Origin of the sequence: Lysobacter sp. KIS68-7, assembly GCF_021284745.1 — a bacterium.
Taxonomy (GTDB): Bacteria; Pseudomonadota; Gammaproteobacteria; order Xanthomonadales; family Xanthomonadaceae; genus Noviluteimonas.
Window position 1 is genome coordinate 2427778 of the sequence record NZ_CP089925.1, and the last position, 16238, is coordinate 2444015.

General features: G+C 68.1%; 18 protein-coding genes. 14 read left to right on the forward strand and 4 right to left on the reverse strand.

All coding sequences use genetic code 11. The annotated features are described in order from the left end of the window. The first annotated feature begins 102 nt into the window (after window positions 1-102). The 10 genes from LVB87_RS11880 (at window position 103) to LVB87_RS11925 (ending at window position 6405) form a co-directional block, all read left to right on the forward strand. The gene (locus LVB87_RS11880) at window positions 103-516 is read left to right on the forward strand and encodes a response regulator transcription factor (protein ID WP_232898169.1); all 414 of its coding nucleotides are present in this window, start codon (window positions 103-105) and stop codon (window positions 514-516) included. Between the two features lie 66 nt (window positions 517-582). Beyond that, the gene (locus LVB87_RS11885) at window positions 583-1056 is read left to right on the forward strand and encodes a DUF202 domain-containing protein (protein WP_232898170.1); all 474 of its coding nucleotides are present in this window, start codon (window positions 583-585) and stop codon (window positions 1054-1056) included. 21 nt (window positions 1057-1077) lie between these two features. Further along, complete coding sequence (locus tag LVB87_RS11890; RefSeq protein WP_232898171.1) at window positions 1078-1629, forward strand: DUF4136 domain-containing protein; 552 nt, start codon at window positions 1078-1080, stop codon at window positions 1627-1629. Further along, complete coding sequence (locus LVB87_RS11895; RefSeq protein ID WP_232898172.1) at window positions 1626-2585, forward strand: formylglycine-generating enzyme family protein; 960 nt, start codon at window positions 1626-1628, stop codon at window positions 2583-2585. Before LVB87_RS11890 ends, LVB87_RS11895 begins: the two co-directional genes overlap by 4 nt. A 9-nt stretch (window positions 2586-2594) precedes the next feature. Beyond that, window positions 2595-2945: a DUF1622 domain-containing protein gene (locus LVB87_RS11900; protein WP_232898173.1), complete on the forward strand. Its 351-nt coding sequence runs from the start codon at window positions 2595-2597 to the stop codon at window positions 2943-2945. Then, window positions 2942-3352 carry a DUF202 domain-containing protein gene (locus LVB87_RS11905; RefSeq protein ID WP_232898174.1) on the forward strand — a complete coding sequence of 137 codons (411 nt, stop codon included), beginning with the start codon at window positions 2942-2944 and terminating at the stop codon, window positions 3350-3352. The genes LVB87_RS11900 and LVB87_RS11905 overlap by 4 nt, the downstream gene beginning before the upstream one ends. A gap of 49 nt (window positions 3353-3401) precedes the next feature. Then, on the forward strand, window positions 3402-4166 hold the full coding sequence (locus tag LVB87_RS11910; protein WP_232898175.1) for a DUF2092 domain-containing protein: 765 nt from the start codon (window positions 3402-3404) through the stop codon (window positions 4164-4166). After that, window positions 4163-4714, forward strand: a complete 552-nt coding sequence (locus tag LVB87_RS11915; RefSeq protein WP_232898176.1) for a hypothetical protein — start codon at window positions 4163-4165, stop codon at window positions 4712-4714. The genes LVB87_RS11910 and LVB87_RS11915 overlap by 4 nt, the downstream gene beginning before the upstream one ends. Before the next feature lie 2 nt (window positions 4715-4716). Next, window positions 4717-5631 carry an HAD family hydrolase gene (locus LVB87_RS11920; protein WP_232898177.1) on the forward strand — a complete coding sequence of 305 codons (915 nt, stop codon included), beginning with the start codon at window positions 4717-4719 and terminating at the stop codon, window positions 5629-5631. 123 nt (window positions 5632-5754) lie between these two features. Beyond that, window positions 5755-6405 carry a response regulator gene (locus tag LVB87_RS11925; protein ID WP_232898178.1) on the forward strand — a complete coding sequence of 217 codons (651 nt, stop codon included), beginning with the start codon at window positions 5755-5757 and terminating at the stop codon, window positions 6403-6405. Between the two features lie 39 nt (window positions 6406-6444). On the opposite strand, the gene rne is transcribed toward LVB87_RS11925, so the two are convergent. Then, on the reverse strand, window positions 6445-9567 hold the full coding sequence (gene rne, locus LVB87_RS11930) for a ribonuclease E (RefSeq protein WP_232898179.1): 3123 nt from the start codon (window positions 9565-9567) through the stop codon (window positions 6445-6447). Window positions 9568-9986: 419 nt separating this feature from the next. Between rne and LVB87_RS11935 the strand changes: the two genes are divergently transcribed. Beyond that, window positions 9987-10952: an RluA family pseudouridine synthase gene (locus LVB87_RS11935; protein WP_232898180.1), complete on the forward strand. Its 966-nt coding sequence runs from the start codon at window positions 9987-9989 to the stop codon at window positions 10950-10952. A 3-nt stretch (window positions 10953-10955) separates the two neighbouring features. Here the strand turns inward: LVB87_RS11935 and LVB87_RS11940 are convergent, their stop codons facing one another. Then, a complete protein-coding gene (locus LVB87_RS11940) occupies window positions 10956-11297 on the reverse strand; it encodes a 4a-hydroxytetrahydrobiopterin dehydratase (protein WP_232898181.1) in 342 nt (113 codons plus the stop codon). 112 nt (window positions 11298-11409) lie between these two features. On the opposite strand from LVB87_RS11940, the gene LVB87_RS11945 reads away from it, so the two are divergent. Further along, window positions 11410-12003 carry an NfuA family Fe-S biogenesis protein gene (locus tag LVB87_RS11945; RefSeq protein WP_232898182.1) on the forward strand — a complete coding sequence of 198 codons (594 nt, stop codon included), beginning with the start codon at window positions 11410-11412 and terminating at the stop codon, window positions 12001-12003. Window positions 12004-12018: 15 nt separating this feature from the next. Continuing rightward, entirely contained in the window at window positions 12019-13740 is a 1722-nt protein-coding gene (locus LVB87_RS11950) for a cell envelope integrity protein TolA (RefSeq protein WP_232898183.1), read from the forward strand. 66 nt (window positions 13741-13806) lie between these two features. Here the strand turns inward: LVB87_RS11950 and LVB87_RS11955 are convergent, their stop codons facing one another. Beyond that, a complete protein-coding gene (locus LVB87_RS11955; protein WP_232898184.1) occupies window positions 13807-14250 on the reverse strand; it encodes a cytochrome c in 444 nt (147 codons plus the stop codon). 8 nt (window positions 14251-14258) lie between these two features. Then, entirely contained in the window at window positions 14259-14750 is a 492-nt protein-coding gene (locus LVB87_RS11960; protein ID WP_232900551.1) for a cytochrome c, read from the reverse strand. A gap of 300 nt (window positions 14751-15050) precedes the next feature. Here LVB87_RS11960 and LVB87_RS11965 point away from each other — a divergent pair, with 300 nt between their 5' ends. Next, complete coding sequence (locus LVB87_RS11965) at window positions 15051-16184, forward strand: efflux RND transporter periplasmic adaptor subunit (protein ID WP_232898185.1); 1134 nt, start codon at window positions 15051-15053, stop codon at window positions 16182-16184. Window positions 16185-16238 lie beyond the last annotated feature (54 nt).

The following is a 16238-nucleotide window of genomic DNA, read 5'->3' on the forward strand; positions in this document are numbered from 1 at the left end:
ACTGGCATCGGCCACGTAGTTTTACTTCCCTGCCTCCAGTTGTTTTGCGATAGCAGCGCGGTGAAGGCGCGCTCACGCTAGTGGCGTGAACGAGGTTCCGCCATGAACCGCGCAAGGGTGCTGCTGGCCGAGGACAGCCCGGTGGTGGCGCGTCAGTTGCGCTCACTGCTGGGCCAGGACTTCGAAGTGCTGGCGATGGTGACCGACGGGGCGTCGATCCCGACGGCCGTGGATGCGTTGCAGCCGGACGTGCTGGTCACCGACATCTCGATGCCGGGCATGGATGGGCTGCGCGCGGCTGAGCTCGTCCTGCGCCAATACCCGGACCTGCGGGTCGTCTTCATCACGGTCCATTCCGACGCCGACCTCGTCGCGCGGGCCCGCGCGCTCACGCGCACGGCTTACGTGCTCAAGTCCGATGCGGGTGATGACCTGGTAGCGGCGGTGGAGGCGGTGATGGGCGGTCGCTGGTTCGTGTCCGCCTCGCTGGCCAGGGCGACGGTGCGGGGACAGTAGAAATACTGAGCGGCGGCGCGTGGAATCGCGGATGCGCGGCCGGTGGGGCACGGCGATGCTCGGCGCATGAGCGCGCAACTTCCCCCGAGCGGCCAATTCCCCACCGCCGACGACAAATCCGTCGAGCTGTCTTCGCGCCGGACCGGCATGAGTTTCCAGCGCACGCGCATGAGCGCCGAGCGCACGCTGATGTCGGTGATCCGCACGTCGCTGTCGCTGATCAGCTTCGGCTTCACGATCTACCAGGTGTTCAACAACGCGCTGAAGGTCCAGGGCGTCACCTTGTCGGCCCATGCGCCGCGCAACTTCGGCATGGCGCTGGTCGCGCTCGGCATCCTGATGCTGTTCTTCGGCATGGTCTACCACATGCGCTTCATGATGCAGCTGCGCAGCGAGCGGGCGACGATGAAGGGCGAAGGCCTGATCCATGCACAAAGTGCATACCCGCTGTCGCTCACGCTGGTCACCGCCGTGGTCCTGTTCTTCATCGGACTGGCGGCCTTCGCCAGCATGGTCTTCGACATCACCCCGAAGCTCTGAACCCACGAGACGAGGCTTTCCATGAAAACGCTCGCATTGCTGCTCGCAACCGGCTTCGTGCTCGCCGGCTGTGCCTCGACGCCCGATGTCACCGTCGACCACGATCCGTCGGCCAACTTCGCGGTCTTCAAGACGTACTACTGGGCACAGGAACCGCAATCGAAGAACCCGCTCGCCAACCAACGCCTCGTCGCCGGCATCGACCAACGGTTGGCCGCGCGCGGCTGGACGCGCAGCACGGAAGGCAACAGCGACGTTGCGATCGTGGCGAACGTCGCGTCCAGTGAGCGGCAGACGCTGGACACGATGTACACCGGCACCGGCATGGGCGGATGGGGCTGGGGCCCCGGATGGGGCTACGGCGGCATGGCCACTTCGACCACGCGCGTGAACACCTACACGGTCGGCACGCTCGTGCTCGACATGTTCGACGCGAAGACGAAGAAGGCCATCTGGCGCGGCACCGCCAGCGGCACCGTGCCCGATTCGCCTGAAAAGACCGCGACTGCGGTGCAGGCTGCACTCGACAAGATGTTCGCGGACTTCCCGCCCGGATCGGCGCCCGCGAAATGAGTGCGCTGCTGGAAACCACGGATACGCCCGTCGCGCGCGAAGGCATGGTGTGGATCCCCGGCCGCACCTTCCGCATGGGATCGGACGATCACTATCCGGAAGAGGCGCCGACGCATCGCGTGGCGGTCGATGGGTTCTTCATGGACACCACGCCGGTGACCAATGCGCAGTTCCGCGCGTTCGTCGAAGCGACCGGGCACGTGACGATGGCGGAGATCCCGCCGAAGGCCGAGGACTATCCGGGTGCGCTGCCCGGGATGCTCGTCGCCGCGTCCGTCGTGTTCGTGCCGCCGCCGCATCGCGTGGCCTTGAACGACCACTATCGGTGGTGGCAGTTCCTTGCCGGCGCGGATTGGCGTCATCCGCAAGGGCCTGGCAGTTCGATCGAGGGCAAGGACGACCATCCCGTCGTGCATGTCGCCGCGCGCGATGTCGAAGCCTATGCCGCATGGGTGGGCAAGGCCTTGCCCACCGAAGCCGAATGGGAACTCGCTGCGCGCGGCGGACTGGAAGGCACCGAGTTCGCGTGGGGCGAGGAGTTCGCGCCGCAAGGCCTGCATCGCGCGAACACGTGGCAAGGCGAATTCCCCTGGCAGAACCTCGCCCAGGACGGCTACATCGGCACCTCGCCTGTCGCGACGTATCCGCCGAACGCCTACGGCCTGCTCGACATGATCGGCAACACGTGGGAGTGGACGGCGGACTGGTATCGCCCGCGCCATCCGGCCGAAGCCGTGAAGGCATGCTGCATTCCAGAAAATCCGCGCGGCGGGCCGGAGAACGAAAGCTTCGATCCCGCGCAGCAGCAGATCCGCATTCCGCGACGGGTGATGAAGGGCGGCTCGCATTTGTGCGCACCGAACTATTGCCGACGCTATCGCCCGGCGGCGCGCATGGCGCAGCCGATCGATACTTCCACTTCGCACCTCGGATTCCGGTGCGTCGTGCGCACCTGACGCACCGCCATGGAAGAACTCTTCCGCACCGTCAGCCAGGCGATCGCCCTTGGCCTGGAAGCCGTCTCGGTCCTGATGATCGCGATCGGCGCCGTGCTGGCACTCGGCCAGATCGTGATGCCCTTGCTGCGCAACGCCGCGACGCAGGGCATCCGGCGTGCGGCATGGCTGAGCCTGGCGCGATGGTTGCTGCTCGGCCTCGAGTTCATGCTCGCCGCGGACATCGTGCGCACCGCCATCGCGCCCAACTGGGACGACATCGGGATGCTCGCCGCGATCGCGGTGATCCGCACCTTCCTCAACTTCTTCCTCGAACGCGACCTCGACGCGGCCGAGGCAATGAACGAGCCGGTGAAATGAACACGACACCGCCGCCGAACTCCACCGACCTGGCCGTCAAGCGCACCGGCCTGGCCGACCTGCGCTCGCACCTGGCGAACGAGCGCACCCACCTGGCGTATTTGCGCACCTGCGTGTCGTTGGTAGGTTTCGGCATCACGCTCAATCGCTTCGCGGTTTACTTGCGCGAACACGACCAACTGGGCGCCACGACATCGCGGCGCCTGTTGCACAACACGGAAAACGTCGGCGCCGGCATGATCGTGCTCGGCCTGGCCCTCGCGGTGTGGTCGCTGTACCGCTACTGGCACGTCAACGCCGACATCAAGAACGCCAGCTTCCGTCCGATGGATCGCGCGGTGGAGGGCATCACGTTGTTGTTCATCCTGATCGGCGGCGTCACGGCGGCGTGGTTGATCTTCCTCTGACTCTCTTGAAACAACGCACGGCAGCAGCAACTGAAAGCACGGAGGTTCTATGCAACGCATCCACGTGGTCATCGCGACGGGCCTGTTGTGCCTCGTCGCCCCGGCCTTCGCCCAGGATGCCGGCCCCACACCGCCTGCGGTCGATCCGCAGGCGATGCAGGCGCTGGATCGGATGGGCAAGGCACTGCGCGGGTTGTCGCAGTTCGAAGTGACGGCCGATTCCACCAGCGAAGTCGTGCTGGAGGATGGCCGCAAGATCGAACTCGGCGGCACCGTCGATTACAAGGTGCGGCGCCCGAACGGCTTGTTCGCCAAGCTCAAGAGCGACCGGCGCGATCGCGAGTTCTACTACGACGGCAAGACGCTGACGATTTATTCGCCGTCCACGCAGTTCTACGCCACGCTGCCCGCGCCCGACACCATCGGCGGACTGGTGCAGAAAGCGCAGGACGACTACGGGCTGGAGATGCCGCTCGCCGATCTGTTCTGGTGGGGCACGGAGAAGGCGCCGAAGACGGAGATCAAGAGCGCGACCTATGTCGGGCCTGCGTTCCTGCATGGCGAGCCCGTGGCGCAATACGTGTTCCGGCAGGGCGACGTCGACTGGCAGGTGTGGCTCGACAAGCAGGACATGCCGCGCAAGCTGGTGATCGTCGACAACACCGCGAGCGAACGGCCGGAATTCACCGCGACGCTCGATTGGAAGCCGACGGCGACCTTCGCCGACGATACGTTCGCGTTCAAGCCGTCGAACGACGCCTACGAAATCCTGTTCTTCCCGGGCACGCTGGTCGCGCAGGAGGGCACGAAATGAACACCATCCGACTCATCACGCCATTGGCTTGTGCGGCGCTGGTCGCATGCTTCGGCCTGGCCTCATCGTTCGACGTCGACGCGCAGCGCGCACGCGGCGGTGGTGGTGCGCGTGCACCTTCCAGCGTGGGACATGGCGGAGGCGGCGCACACGCTGGCGGCGCACGTGCGGGTGGCGGCCAGGCGGTCAACCATCCGCAGAACCACGGGGGCGGCAACCGCAACACCGCCAACGTCAACCGCAACACGACGAACGTCCACAACACCAACGTCAACCGGAACACCAACGTCAACGTCAACCGCGACATCAACGTCGACGTCGACAACGGCTGGGACAACCACTTCGACCATCCGGTGGCGGCCGCGGCCGCGATCGGCACGGCCGCCGCCGTGACCGCGGCGGCGATCGGCTCGATCGTGTATTCGGTGCCACCGAGCTGCGTGACCACGGTGGTCAACGGCATCGCGTACCAGCAATGCGGTTCGACGTGGTACCAGCCGCAGTACGCGGGTTCGTCGGTGCAGTACGTGGTCGTTGCGCAACCGTGACGATGGCGCTGGGTGACACCTGGCGCGAGGGCCCGGCGAAACAGGCGATCGTGGCGTTCGTCGAACGCACCACGACGCCGGGTTCGCCGGACTTCATCGCGCCGGCGGACCGCATCGCCGTGTTCGACAACGACGGCACGCTTTGGTCCGAGCAGCCGTTGTATTTCCAGTTCCTGTTCGCGCTGGATCGCGTGCGCGCACTTGCGCCGCAGCATCCGGAGTGGACGCACACCGAGCCCTTCCGCTTCGTGCTCGAAGGACATCCGGAGAAGGCGCTCGCCGGTGGGGCGGATTCGCTGCTGCCGATCGTGGAGGCGACCCACGCCGGCATGACCACCGAACAGTTCGCGCAGATCGTGCGCGACTGGATGGCCACCGCGCGCCATCCGACCAAGCATCGCCGCTACGATTCGATGGTGTTCGCGCCGATGCTGGCGCTGATGCAGTACCTGCGCGCGAACGGTTACGGCACCTGGATCGTGTCGGGCGGCGGCCAGGAGTTCCTGCGTGCATGGGTGGAAGGCATCTACGGCATTCCGCCGCAGCAGGTGATCGGCAGCTACGCGGGACTCAAGTACGCGCCGGGCGATACGCCGACGATCCTGAAGACCTCGCAACCCGAGCTTGTCGACGACCACGCGGGCAAGCCCGTCGGTATCCAGAGGTTCCTCGGGCGGCGGCCGGTGATGGCCTTCGGCAACTCCGACGGCGATTTCGAGATGCTCGAGTGGACGACGTCGGGGCGGGGGCCGCGCTTCGCGGCCATCCTGCACCACACCGACGCCGAGCGTGAGTTCGCCTACGACAAGGGGGCGCCAGCGGGTGCACTGGAGCGCGCGCTCGCGGAAGCACCGGCACGCAAGTGGGTGGTGATCGACATGGCGCGCGATTGGGGGACGGTCTACCCGTCGCACTGAACGCAGACGTTTCGACCCCGAATCGGCGACGCGCCTTTCCGGCGAATGCTGACGCGGTTCGCAGGCCCGTTTCCGCGCGTGCCCTTAGGCTTGCGGGACACGCAAGGAAACGGAGGATCAGGGATGACGATCCGCGTGTTCGTTCTCGACGACCACGTGATGGTGCGCACCGGCATCTGCATGTTGCTCGGCACGCAACCGGAACTCGATGTCGTGGGGCAGGCCGAGAGCGGCGAGGACGCGTTGCCGATGTTGCGCCGGCTGCGTCCGGACGTGCTGCTGTGCGACGTGCACCTGCCGGGCATCAGCGGCCTGGAAGTCACCGAGCGCGTGGTGCGCGGCGGCTACGGCACGCGCGTGATCGTGGTGTCGGCGCAGCAGGAAGGGCCGATGCCCCGGCGCGCGATCGAAGCCGGCGCATCGGCCTACGTCGGCAAGGCCCACGATGCGACGGAGTTGCTCCGCGCCGTGCGGGATGCGGCGCGGGGCAAGCGTTACCTCGCCAGTGGCATCGCGCAGCAGATGGCGCTGGAAGGCATCGCCGGAAACGCGCGCTCGCCGTTCGATGCGCTTTCGCCGCGGGAAATGGAAGTCGCGTTGCTGCTGATCCAGGGCTTGCGCCAGGAGGACATCGCAAAACGCTTGAGCCTGAGCGCGAAGACGATCAACACGCACAAGGCGCGTTTGTTCGAGAAGCTCGGGGTACGCGATCCCATCGCGCTCGCGCGGATGGCGAGCCGTTACGGCGTGGAGGATCCGGCCTTCGCGTGGTGACGCAAGGCCCTCCCCGCGAACGGGGAGGGCCAGGGTGGCTTACGCGTTGTGCGAAGCGTCGTGCTGCGACGCGTCGTGACGTTGCGCGGCGGTGGCGGCTGCGTCTGCTTCTGCCTCGTCGGCAGCAGCCTCGTTGTCATTCGCATCGGCGACGGCTTCGGCGGCGGCCTGCGCAGGATCGGCAGGCAGCGCATCGAACAGGCCCGGCGACATCGGCGCTTCGACGTCGGACTCGACGTTGCGCGACATCGCGTCGATCACCGGCGCGGTTTCGGTCTCGCTCGATGCAAACGAGGCGGCGTGCGCGGCCGGCGATTCGACGACGGGTTCGCTCGTGGCGGCGACGGGCTCGTTCGCGACCGGCGCGGCGTCCCACGTGCCGGGTGCGATCGCGGCGGCTTCGTCTTCGCGCTGCGCGGCGGATTCGACGTTGCCTTCCATGCCCGACGGCGTGCGTTCGACGTCGTGGTCGCTCGGCACCGGCGCGAAGTCGGCATCGTGCGCGGCGGCCTGGGCGGGCGCGGCGGCGGCTTCGGCCGGCTGCGTGGGCGAGGGCTCGATGCTGTCGAACGCAGGCATCGCGGCCACCACCGGCGCCACGATCGCGGTCGCGGCGATGGCCGGGGCGATGCGCTCTTGCGAGGCACGCTCCTGCTTCACCGGCGGCGCGGGCGGCAGCGTTTCGTCGTCGAAATCGAACTCGGGCTGCGAGCGATGCTGCGCGGCGACCGTACCGGTTTCGAACTCTTCGGCTTCGGCATCCAGATCGTGCGCGAGCGCGTCGGTGGCGACTTCGCCCTCGGCGCCGCCATGACCGCGACGACGACGACGACCCCCGCGACGTCCACGGCGGCGACGGCCCGTGCCATCACCCTCGGCGCCTTCGGTCGCGGCGTCGGTGCGCGGCGTTGCGGTGGCATCCGCATCGACGGCCTGGGCGGCGTCGATGGCCGGGGTGGCGTCGATGTTCACGGCAGCCTGCGTTGCGGCCGCAGCCACCACCGGCGTGGCAGCGGCCGGTGCCGCTGCGGCCTTGGCTTCCGCCGCCTGCTTCTCGGCCAGCTTCTCGGCCTGGCGTTGCTGCTCGGCCTGGCGCTGCTGTTCCTTGCGGGCCTGCGCTTCGGCGCGCTGCTTTTCCGCCCGCTGCTGCTGTTCGAGGCGCTGCTCTTCCGTCAACTGCGGCTTCGGCTGCTTCTGTTGCTGTTGTTGCTGCTGCTTCTGCTGTTGCTGCGGCTGCTTCTGCTGCTGGCCGTCGTTGCGCGGCTGCTTCTGCTGTTGCGGCTGCTGCTGGCCACGCTCGCGACGTTCATCGCGACGGCCCTGCTGTTGGCCACGACCGCCACGCTGGTCGCGCTGCTGGTCGCGACGCCCTTCGCGTCCACCGCGGCGCTCGTCCTGCGGACGCGCGGCCGGGGCCGGCGCTTCCTGCGCGGGCGCGCCGAACAGGCGCTTGAGCCAACCGGTGAAGCCGCCGCTGGCGGCAACCGGCGCCACGACCGGCGTGACGACCGGTGCCGGCGCGAGCTTGGCTTCCTCGCGCGGTTCCTCGCGCACCGGCGCGGGCTGCGCGGGACGCACGTTGGTGACGGCCGGGAGGTTCGGGATGTTGAGGTGCGCCTTGGTCAACGCATGCGTGGCGAGCTTGCGCGGCGTGCCGCGCTGGTAGCTCGGCTTGCTGCTTTCTTCGCCGAGTTCGTTCTCGCGGATGCGGGTGACTTCGTAATGCGGCGTTTCGAGCTGGTCGTCGGCGACGATGACGATCGGCGCGTCATGGCGCTGTTCGATCTCGCCCAGGGCGCGACGCTTCTCGTTGAGCAGGTAGTTGGCGATCTCGGTCGGCGCCTGCACCAGCACCTGGCCAGTGTTTTCCTTCATCGCGTGCTCTTCGGCCACGCGCAGGATGGACAGCGACAGCGATTCGACGCTGCGCATGCGGCCGTGGCCGTCGCAGCGCGGGCACACCAGCTGGCTGGATTCGCCCAGGCTCGGGCGCAGCCGCTGGCGCGACATCTCCAGCAGGCCGAAGCGCGAGATGCGGCCCAGCTGCACGCGCGCACGGTCGTACTTCAGCGCGTTCTGCAGCTTGTTCTCGACTTCGCGCTGGTGCTTGTTCGACGCCATGTCGATGAAGTCGATGACCACCAGGCCACCCAGGTCGCGCAGGCGCAGCTGGCGCGCAACTTCCTCGGCGGCTTCCAGGTTCGTCTGGAACGCGGTTTCTTCGATGTCGCCGCCCTTGGTGGCGCGCGCGGAGTTCACGTCGACCGCGGTCAGCGCTTCGGTCTGGTCGATCACCAGGGCGCCGCCGGAGGGCAGGCGGACGGTGCGCTCGTACGCGTTCTCGATCTGCGATTCGATCTGGAAGCGGTTGAAGAGCGGGGTGTCGTCCGTGTAGTGCTTGAGCTTGCGCAGGTTGTGCGGCATCACCTGCTGCACGAACTCGCGGGCTTCGGCGTACATCTCGTCGGTGTCGACGAGGATCTCGCCGATGTCGGCGCGCATGTAGTCGCGCAGGGCGCGGATGATCAGGCGCGATTCCTGGTAGATCAGGAACGGCGAGGGCTTGGTCAGCGCGGCTTCGGCGATGGCCTTCCACACATGCAGCAGGTAGTCCAGGTCCCACTGCAGCTCTTCGGCATCGCGGCCCACGCCGGCGGTGCGGATGATGACCCCCATGTCGTCGGGGATCTGCAGCTTGTCCATCGCTTCCTTGAGCGCGGCGCGGTCGTCGCCTTCGATGCGGCGCGAGACGCCGCCGGCGGTCGGCGAGTTCGGCATCAGGACCATGTAGCGGCCCGCGAGCGAGATGAACGTGGTCAGGGCCGCGCCCTTGTTGCCGCGTTCTTCCTTGTCGACCTGGACGACGATCTCCTGGCCTTCCTTCAACAGCTCGCGCAGCGACGCCTTGTTCGGGTCGACGCCGGACTGGAAGTAGTCGCGGGAGATTTCCTTCAGCGGAAGGAAGCCATGGCGCTCGCCGCCGTATTCGACGAAGGCGGCCTCAAGCGAGGGCTCGAGGCGGGTGATGCGGCCCTTGTAGATGTTGGACTTCTTCTGTTCCTTCGACGGTTGTTCGATGTCGATGTCGTATAGGGTCTGGCCGTCGACGGTCGCAACGCGCAGTTCTTCCGCCTGCGTTGCGTTGATGAGCATTCTCTTCATTTTGCGTTCCTCGCGCGCTGTCGCACGCGGAACGCCGTGGGCGTTCGCCTCTGGATACCGCTACGCGTCGCGCGTCCGCAAGGCGGCACGCGTCGCGCTTCGATGTATGCCAGCGCTACGACACCACGGCAGGCCGCGGGAGCGCTTGTGTTGCTTTTCCAAATTTGCGGGCCGGCGGCCGCGGGGCGGGGGTGCCTTTCGCGTCGCACGGGTCGTTGTTCAGCGCCGATGTCTGACGCATCGGGCGATGGAAGGGCCTGCCGACGTGCCGCTAACATGGCCGCCCCGGGGGCGGTGGTCGCGCACGACGCCGGGAATCGTGGGAGGCGGGCTTTCGGCCCGAAGCGCCTATTGGCGCAATCTCCCTGCGAAATCAAACCCTTACTTCGCGCGGCGAGTGTAGCAGGTCAAAGGCGACGATGGACCCCACCGATACCCCCCCAGGTCGCCCCGCGGCGCCCGCGCGCACCGTCCGCGTCTCCGACGACCGCGAGGGCCAACGGCTGGACAACTTCCTGCTTGGCCAGCTCAAGGGCGCGCCGCGGTCGCTGGTCTACAAGCTGGTGCGCTCCGGCCAGGTCCGCGTGAACGGCGGCCGGGCCAAGGCCGAGCGCAAGCTCGAGGCCGGCGACGAGGTCCGCATCCCGCCCGTGCGCTTGGACGCGCCGGCCGACAAGGGCACGCCGGCCAAGGGCCTGCTGGCGGCCATGGAGGCGAGCATCGTCTTCGAGGACGCCCGGCTGCTGGCGATCAACAAGCCCTCGGGCGTGGCGAGCCACGGCGGCAGCGGCATCGGCTTCGGCGCGATCGAAACCATGCGCGCCCTGCGTCCGAAGGAGACGCTCGAACTGGTGCACCGCCTCGACCGCGACACCTCGGGCCTGCTGGTGATGGCAAAGAAGCGCTCGGCCCTCACCGAGTTGCAGGCCCTGATGCGCGAGGAGGGCGGCATCGCCAAGCGTTACCTCGCGCTGCTGGTCGGCCGCTTGCCCGACGGCACCATGAGCGTGGATGCACCGCTGCACATCGGCCTGCGCCAGGGCGGCGAACGCCATGTGCAGGTGAACGCAGGGGGCAAGCCCTCGCTGAGCCACTTCAAGGCACTCGAACGGCGCGGCGGCATGTCCTATTGCGAAGTGCGCATCGAGACCGGCCGCACGCACCAGATCCGCGTGCATGCGCAGCACATCGGCCATCCGATCGCGGGGGACGACAAATACGGCGACGAAGCGGCGAACAAGCGCCTGCGCGACCAGGTCGGGCTCAAGCGCATGTTCCTGCACGCATCGACGCTGGAATTCGCGCTCGACGGCGGGCGCGCACCGTACCTGCTCAATGCGCCGCTGGCGTCGGAACTCGTCGACGTGCTGGATCGCTTGCGCTGAGCGTCAGCCCGAGAGCGCTTCGGTCTTTGCCGCGAGGATGAAGTCGTTCTCGCTCAGACCGCCGACATCGTGCGTGGAGAAACGCACGACGCAGCGGTTGTAGTGCACGCCCAGGTCGGGATGGTGGTCTTCGCGGTTGGCGATGAAGGCCAGCGCGTTCACGAAGGCCATGGTCCGGTAGTAATCGGGGAACTTGAAGGTCTTCACCAGCGCATGGCCGTCTTCGGCGAGCTCCCAGCCGGGCACCTGCGGCAGGAGTTCGCGCACGCGGGCTTCGGAGAGCTTGTGCTCGCTGCCCTTGCGGGGGGTGCAGTGGGCGTCGGCGAGTGCGATCAGATCGGACATGGGGTGCTAGCTCCGCAGCGCCATCCGGCGCGAATGAACGAGAACACATCGGGCGTGGTGGTCGGGTGGACCCGCCTCGGCGGTTTCACCCAAGGCGTCTAGAATAGCCCGCATGATCCAGCTCTCCGAATCCGCCCAGGCGCATTTCCGCCGCCTCATCGAACGCGAAGCCCTGCCGGGGCTCGGCGTTCGCCTCTCTGCCATGCATCCCGGCACGCCGCGCGCCGACGTGCGCCTGGAGTTCGCCGAGCCGGCCGACCTGACCGGCGACGAATGGGCGATCGACTGCGACGGCTTCACGCTGTGGATCGAAGGGGCGAGCGCGTCGTACCTGGACGCGGCCGAGATCGACTACGTGCAACAGGCCACCGGTGGCCAGTTGCAGATCCGCGCCCCGAAGATCAAGGGCGAGGCGCCTGCGGAGACCGCATCGCTGGTCGAGCGCGTCCGATGGGTCGTCGAACACGAGGTCAATCCGCAACTCGCGCAGCACCGCGGGCACGTGGGCGTGGAAGAGGTGACGGCCGATGGTGTCGTCTACCTGCGTTTCGGTGGTGGATGCCACGGATGCGGGATGGCGGACGTGACGCTCAAGCAGGGAATCGAGAAAACCTTGCTGACGCGCGTGCCCGGCGTCACCGCGGTGCGCGACGCGACCGACCATGCGACCGGCGCGGCGCCCTACATTCCCCGCGACGCAGCCTGACGGCCGCCGGCGCGCGTGTTCTCCGCCGCCGACATCATCGAAGCGCTGACGCAACGGCGTCGGCTCAAGTCCATCCGTCCCGAAACGCCTGGGCAACTGCCGCCCGGGTGGAAGTCGTGGCTGGAGGGCATGTCCACCTCGCACCACGCGGTGCGCGGTGCGCTGCCGCAGGAGGTGATCGCCGAACTCGCGCAACGCGAGCTGGCGCATCCTCCCGCGCGCAGCGGCAGCCTCAATCGCTGGCAGGCCTTCGCCACCTTGTGGCGCCAGGAATGGCACGGGCCGATCCGCGAAGAACGCGGGATCCGCCTGTTCGCCGCGGCCTTCAGCGCGGTGTTGCATGTGTTCCTCGGAATCCTGCTGATGTGGCTCGCGTACGTGCACGTGCCGCCGCCGGCGGCGGAGCAGGGCGAGAACGTGGTGCAGGCGGAATTCATCGGCGTAGGCACGCCGGAAGAAACCGGAGGCGGTGCGCCGCAAGGCCCGAAGCCCGAGCCGCAGGCCGCGCCGGCACCCGCCGCTGCACCGCAGGCGGCGCAGCAAACGCCGCGCGAAGCACCGGCGCAACCCGCGCCACCGCAACCTGCGCCGCAGGAACCGCAACCGCCGCAACCTCCGGTCGAACCACCGCCGGTCGCCGCGCAACCCGAGCCTGAGCCCACGCCCCCTGCGGAAGTGCCGCCTGCGCCGCAACCCTTGCAGGTCACGCAGGTGCCGCAACCGGATACGACCTTCGTGCTGCCGCCACCGCGTCCGCGCGAAGCGAACGTGCCGGAACGCGAAATCACCGTGCCCGAAGTGCGCGCGCCCACCGAACGCATCTCGCGCGTGCAGCGTCCGACGCAGGAGCGCATCGAAGTCGAGCGCATCACCACGCAACCCACGCAAGTGTCGACCTTGCGCGCAGAGGAATCGGCGCGGCTGTCGCAAGCGCAGGCCGTGCAGGCGGTGCAAACGCCATCGCGCGAAATCAACGTGCCTTCCGTGAACGCGCAATTGCGCGAGATCCCGATGCCATCGCGCGGCACGACGCCCAACGCGCAACCCGGAACATCGACGGCGCCCGGGCAGGCCACCGCGCCCGGAACGAGCACTGCGCCGCCTTCGGCCGTCGCAGGCGGTCCGCCGGCAGCGGCACCGGGAACGGGCGTCACACCGGGTGCGCAGCCGGGCGCAGGCACCACGCCCAACGCACCGCCGGGCGCAAACCCGACGCTGCAACGCGGCGACGACTGGGGCGTGGGCACGCGCAATCGTCCGGGCGGCCAACCGGGCGCGCCGGGCACCGCGCCGGGCATCTTCAACAACAACGGCACGCCGAACATCGGCGAGCCGCCGAACCCGGGCCAGAACGCACCGGGCACGGTGGAAGCGCACATCGCCGACCTGGATCGCGCAGGCCAGTGGCTCAAGCGTCCGCCTTACGAATACGAGCCGACGACGTTCGACAAATATTGGCGTCCGCGCGAAACGCTGCTGCAGGAGTGGGTGCGCAAGGGCATCAAGGCCATCCGCATCCCGATCCCGGGCACGAGCAAGAGCATCTCCTGCACCATCTCCATCCTGCAGTTCGGCGGTGCGTGCGGTTTGACCGATCCGAACAAGAGCGACCAGCCCGCGAGTGCACGCCCGCCGCCGGATATTCCGTTCAAGCCCGGGCTGCAGGAAGACAACGGCAGCGTGCGTCCGCCGCCGCCCGCGCCTGCATCGACGAGCGCGCAACCGCCGGGCGCGTGATGTTCATCCGCGCATGAAAAAGGCCCGCATCACTGCGGGCCTTTTCGTTCCAACCGGTGGCGACGATTACTTGGCGTCGTCGACGTGCTGCAGGTCGGCGATGTGCGGTTCGATCGTCTGGAAGTACGCGCCGAGGTCGGCGATCTGCTGGTCGGTGAGGCTCTTCGCCTGGGCGCTCATCAGCGCGTGCTGGCGATCGCCCTTGCGGTAGGCGACCAGCGCATGGCCGATGTAGTCGGCGTACTGGCCGCCGAGCTTCGGATACGTCGGGTCGATCGGCGCATTGCCTTCGGCGCCGTGGCAATCCACGCAGGCCTGGCCGGTTTCGGCGTTCTTGGTCGAGGCCAGCAGCTTGCCGGCTTCGGGATGGCCTTCCGGCAGGCCGGCGGACGAGGAGTGCGCCGCATCGGCGGCTTCGGCACCTTCGTGCGCGGGGGCTTCTTCCTTCGAGCACGCGCCCAGGGCGAGGGCGAGCAGGGCGATGGCGAGCGTGGTCTTCTTGTTCGTCATGGCGTGGCTCACTTCGCGGTCTTGACGGTGGACAGGTACGCAGCGATGTCGGCGATGTCCTGGGCCGAGAAGCTCTGCGCCTGGGCCTGCATCGTCGGGTGCTTGCGCTTGCCTTCGCGGTATTCGGTCAGCGCGCTGGCCAGGTACTGCGCGGACTGGCCGCCGATGCGCGGCACGTGGTAACTCGGGTACGCATTCTTGTAGCCGGTGATGCCGTGGCAGCCCTGGCACGTGTAGGTCATCGTGCGGCCCTTCGCCGGGTCGCCCTTGAGCGAGACCGGGCTCGGTTCGGCGGGCTTGGCGGGAGCGGCCGTGGCGGCGGGCGCCGGGGCAGCCGTCGATGCAGCGGCCGGCGCAGTCGCCGTCGAAGCAGCGGCAGGCTTGGCGGCGGTCGACGCAGCGGCAGGCGCAGTGGCAGTGGTCGGCGCGGCAGGTTGCTGCGCGGAAGCGAGGAGCATGGGCGCCAGCCACAGGCCGGCAGCGATCGTGAGCGGTCGCATCATGAAGTCAGTCCGCAATGGAAGGTCGGTTGCGCGACGCATCGTCACATCCGCGTCTTGCAAGCGGCGAAGTATAGCCCGCACGTGAATGGAACCGGCAAACATGTGGCCGCCAGTGCAGGGCACGCGCGTGCAACCGAACGCGCAGACGACGCATCTTCAAGAGACAATGTCCGGCTGAGTGCGCGAAACGTCGCGCACGGATCAGATTCCCACCGTGAAGTCACCATGACCTATGGCGCATGGCGTCCGGAACCGGCGGTGATTTACTTGACTACAACACCCAAGGGGTCCGCCCACATGCCTGCCACTTCCTCCTCCCACGGCCGCACGTTGCGCGCCGGTGCCCTCCTGATCGCCTGCACGCTCGCCCTGGCCGCCTGCCACAAGGGAGGGGACGGCGACGCCATGGCCAAGGGCAAGGATGACAAGGGGCCGGAAGCCATCCCGGTCGAAGTGATGGCCGCCGCCAAGCGCCCGATCGCCGCCAGCTACACCGGCACCGCGCCGCTGGAAGCCAAGGGCGAATCGCAGGTGGTCGCCAAGACCTCCGGCGTCGCGCTGCAGGTGCTGGCCGAGGAAGGCCAGGTGGTGCACGCAGGCCAGGTGCTGGTGCGCCTGGACGCCGCGCGCGCCGAACTGCAGGCCGCACAGAGCGCCGCGCAGATGCGCAAGCTCGAAGCGAACTACCAGCGCTCGGTCACGCTCGCCGAGCAGAAGCTGATGAGCGCGAACGACATCGACCAGATCAAGTACGACCTGGAGAACGCGCGCGCCGTGAATCGCCTGGCGAACCTCGAGGTTTCCTACGCGAACGTCGTCGCGCCGATCTCCGGCGTGATCGCCGAGCGCAAGATCAAGACCGGCAACTTCGTGCAGATCAACACGCCGATCTTCCGCATCGTCGACAACTCGCGCCTGGAAGCCACGCTCAACGTGCCCGAGCGCGAAGTCGCCACGCTCGCCCCGGGCCTGAAGGTCGACCTCGCCGTCGACGCGCTGCCGGGCAAGAAGTTCGAAGGCACCATCGATCGCGTCGCGCCCGTCGTGGACGCCGGCAGCGGCACGTTCCGCGTCGTGTGCACGTTCGCCGGTGGCGGTGCGCTGCAGCCGGGCATGTTCGGCCGCATCCGCATCGACTACGACCAGCGCATGGATGCCCTCGTCGTGCCGCGCGTGGCGCTGCTGGAAGACGAAGGCGATCCGGCGGTCTACGCCGTGAAGGCCGGCAAGGCGGTGCGCGTGCCGGTGAAGCTGGGTTACCTGGATGGGCAGTGGGCCGAAGTGCGTTCGGGCCTGAAGGTCGGCGACCAGGTCGTCACCGCGGGCAAGGTCGCGCTGCGCGAAGGCAGCCCGGTGCAGATCGTGGGCGGCAACGCGCCGAAGTCGCAGGTCGGCGCGGGCGATGCGACGGCTGCGACCGCCGCTCGCTGACGCAGGCGCGCATCGCGCGCCACCACGCAAGCCCCCCATTTGCCGCGTCACCAC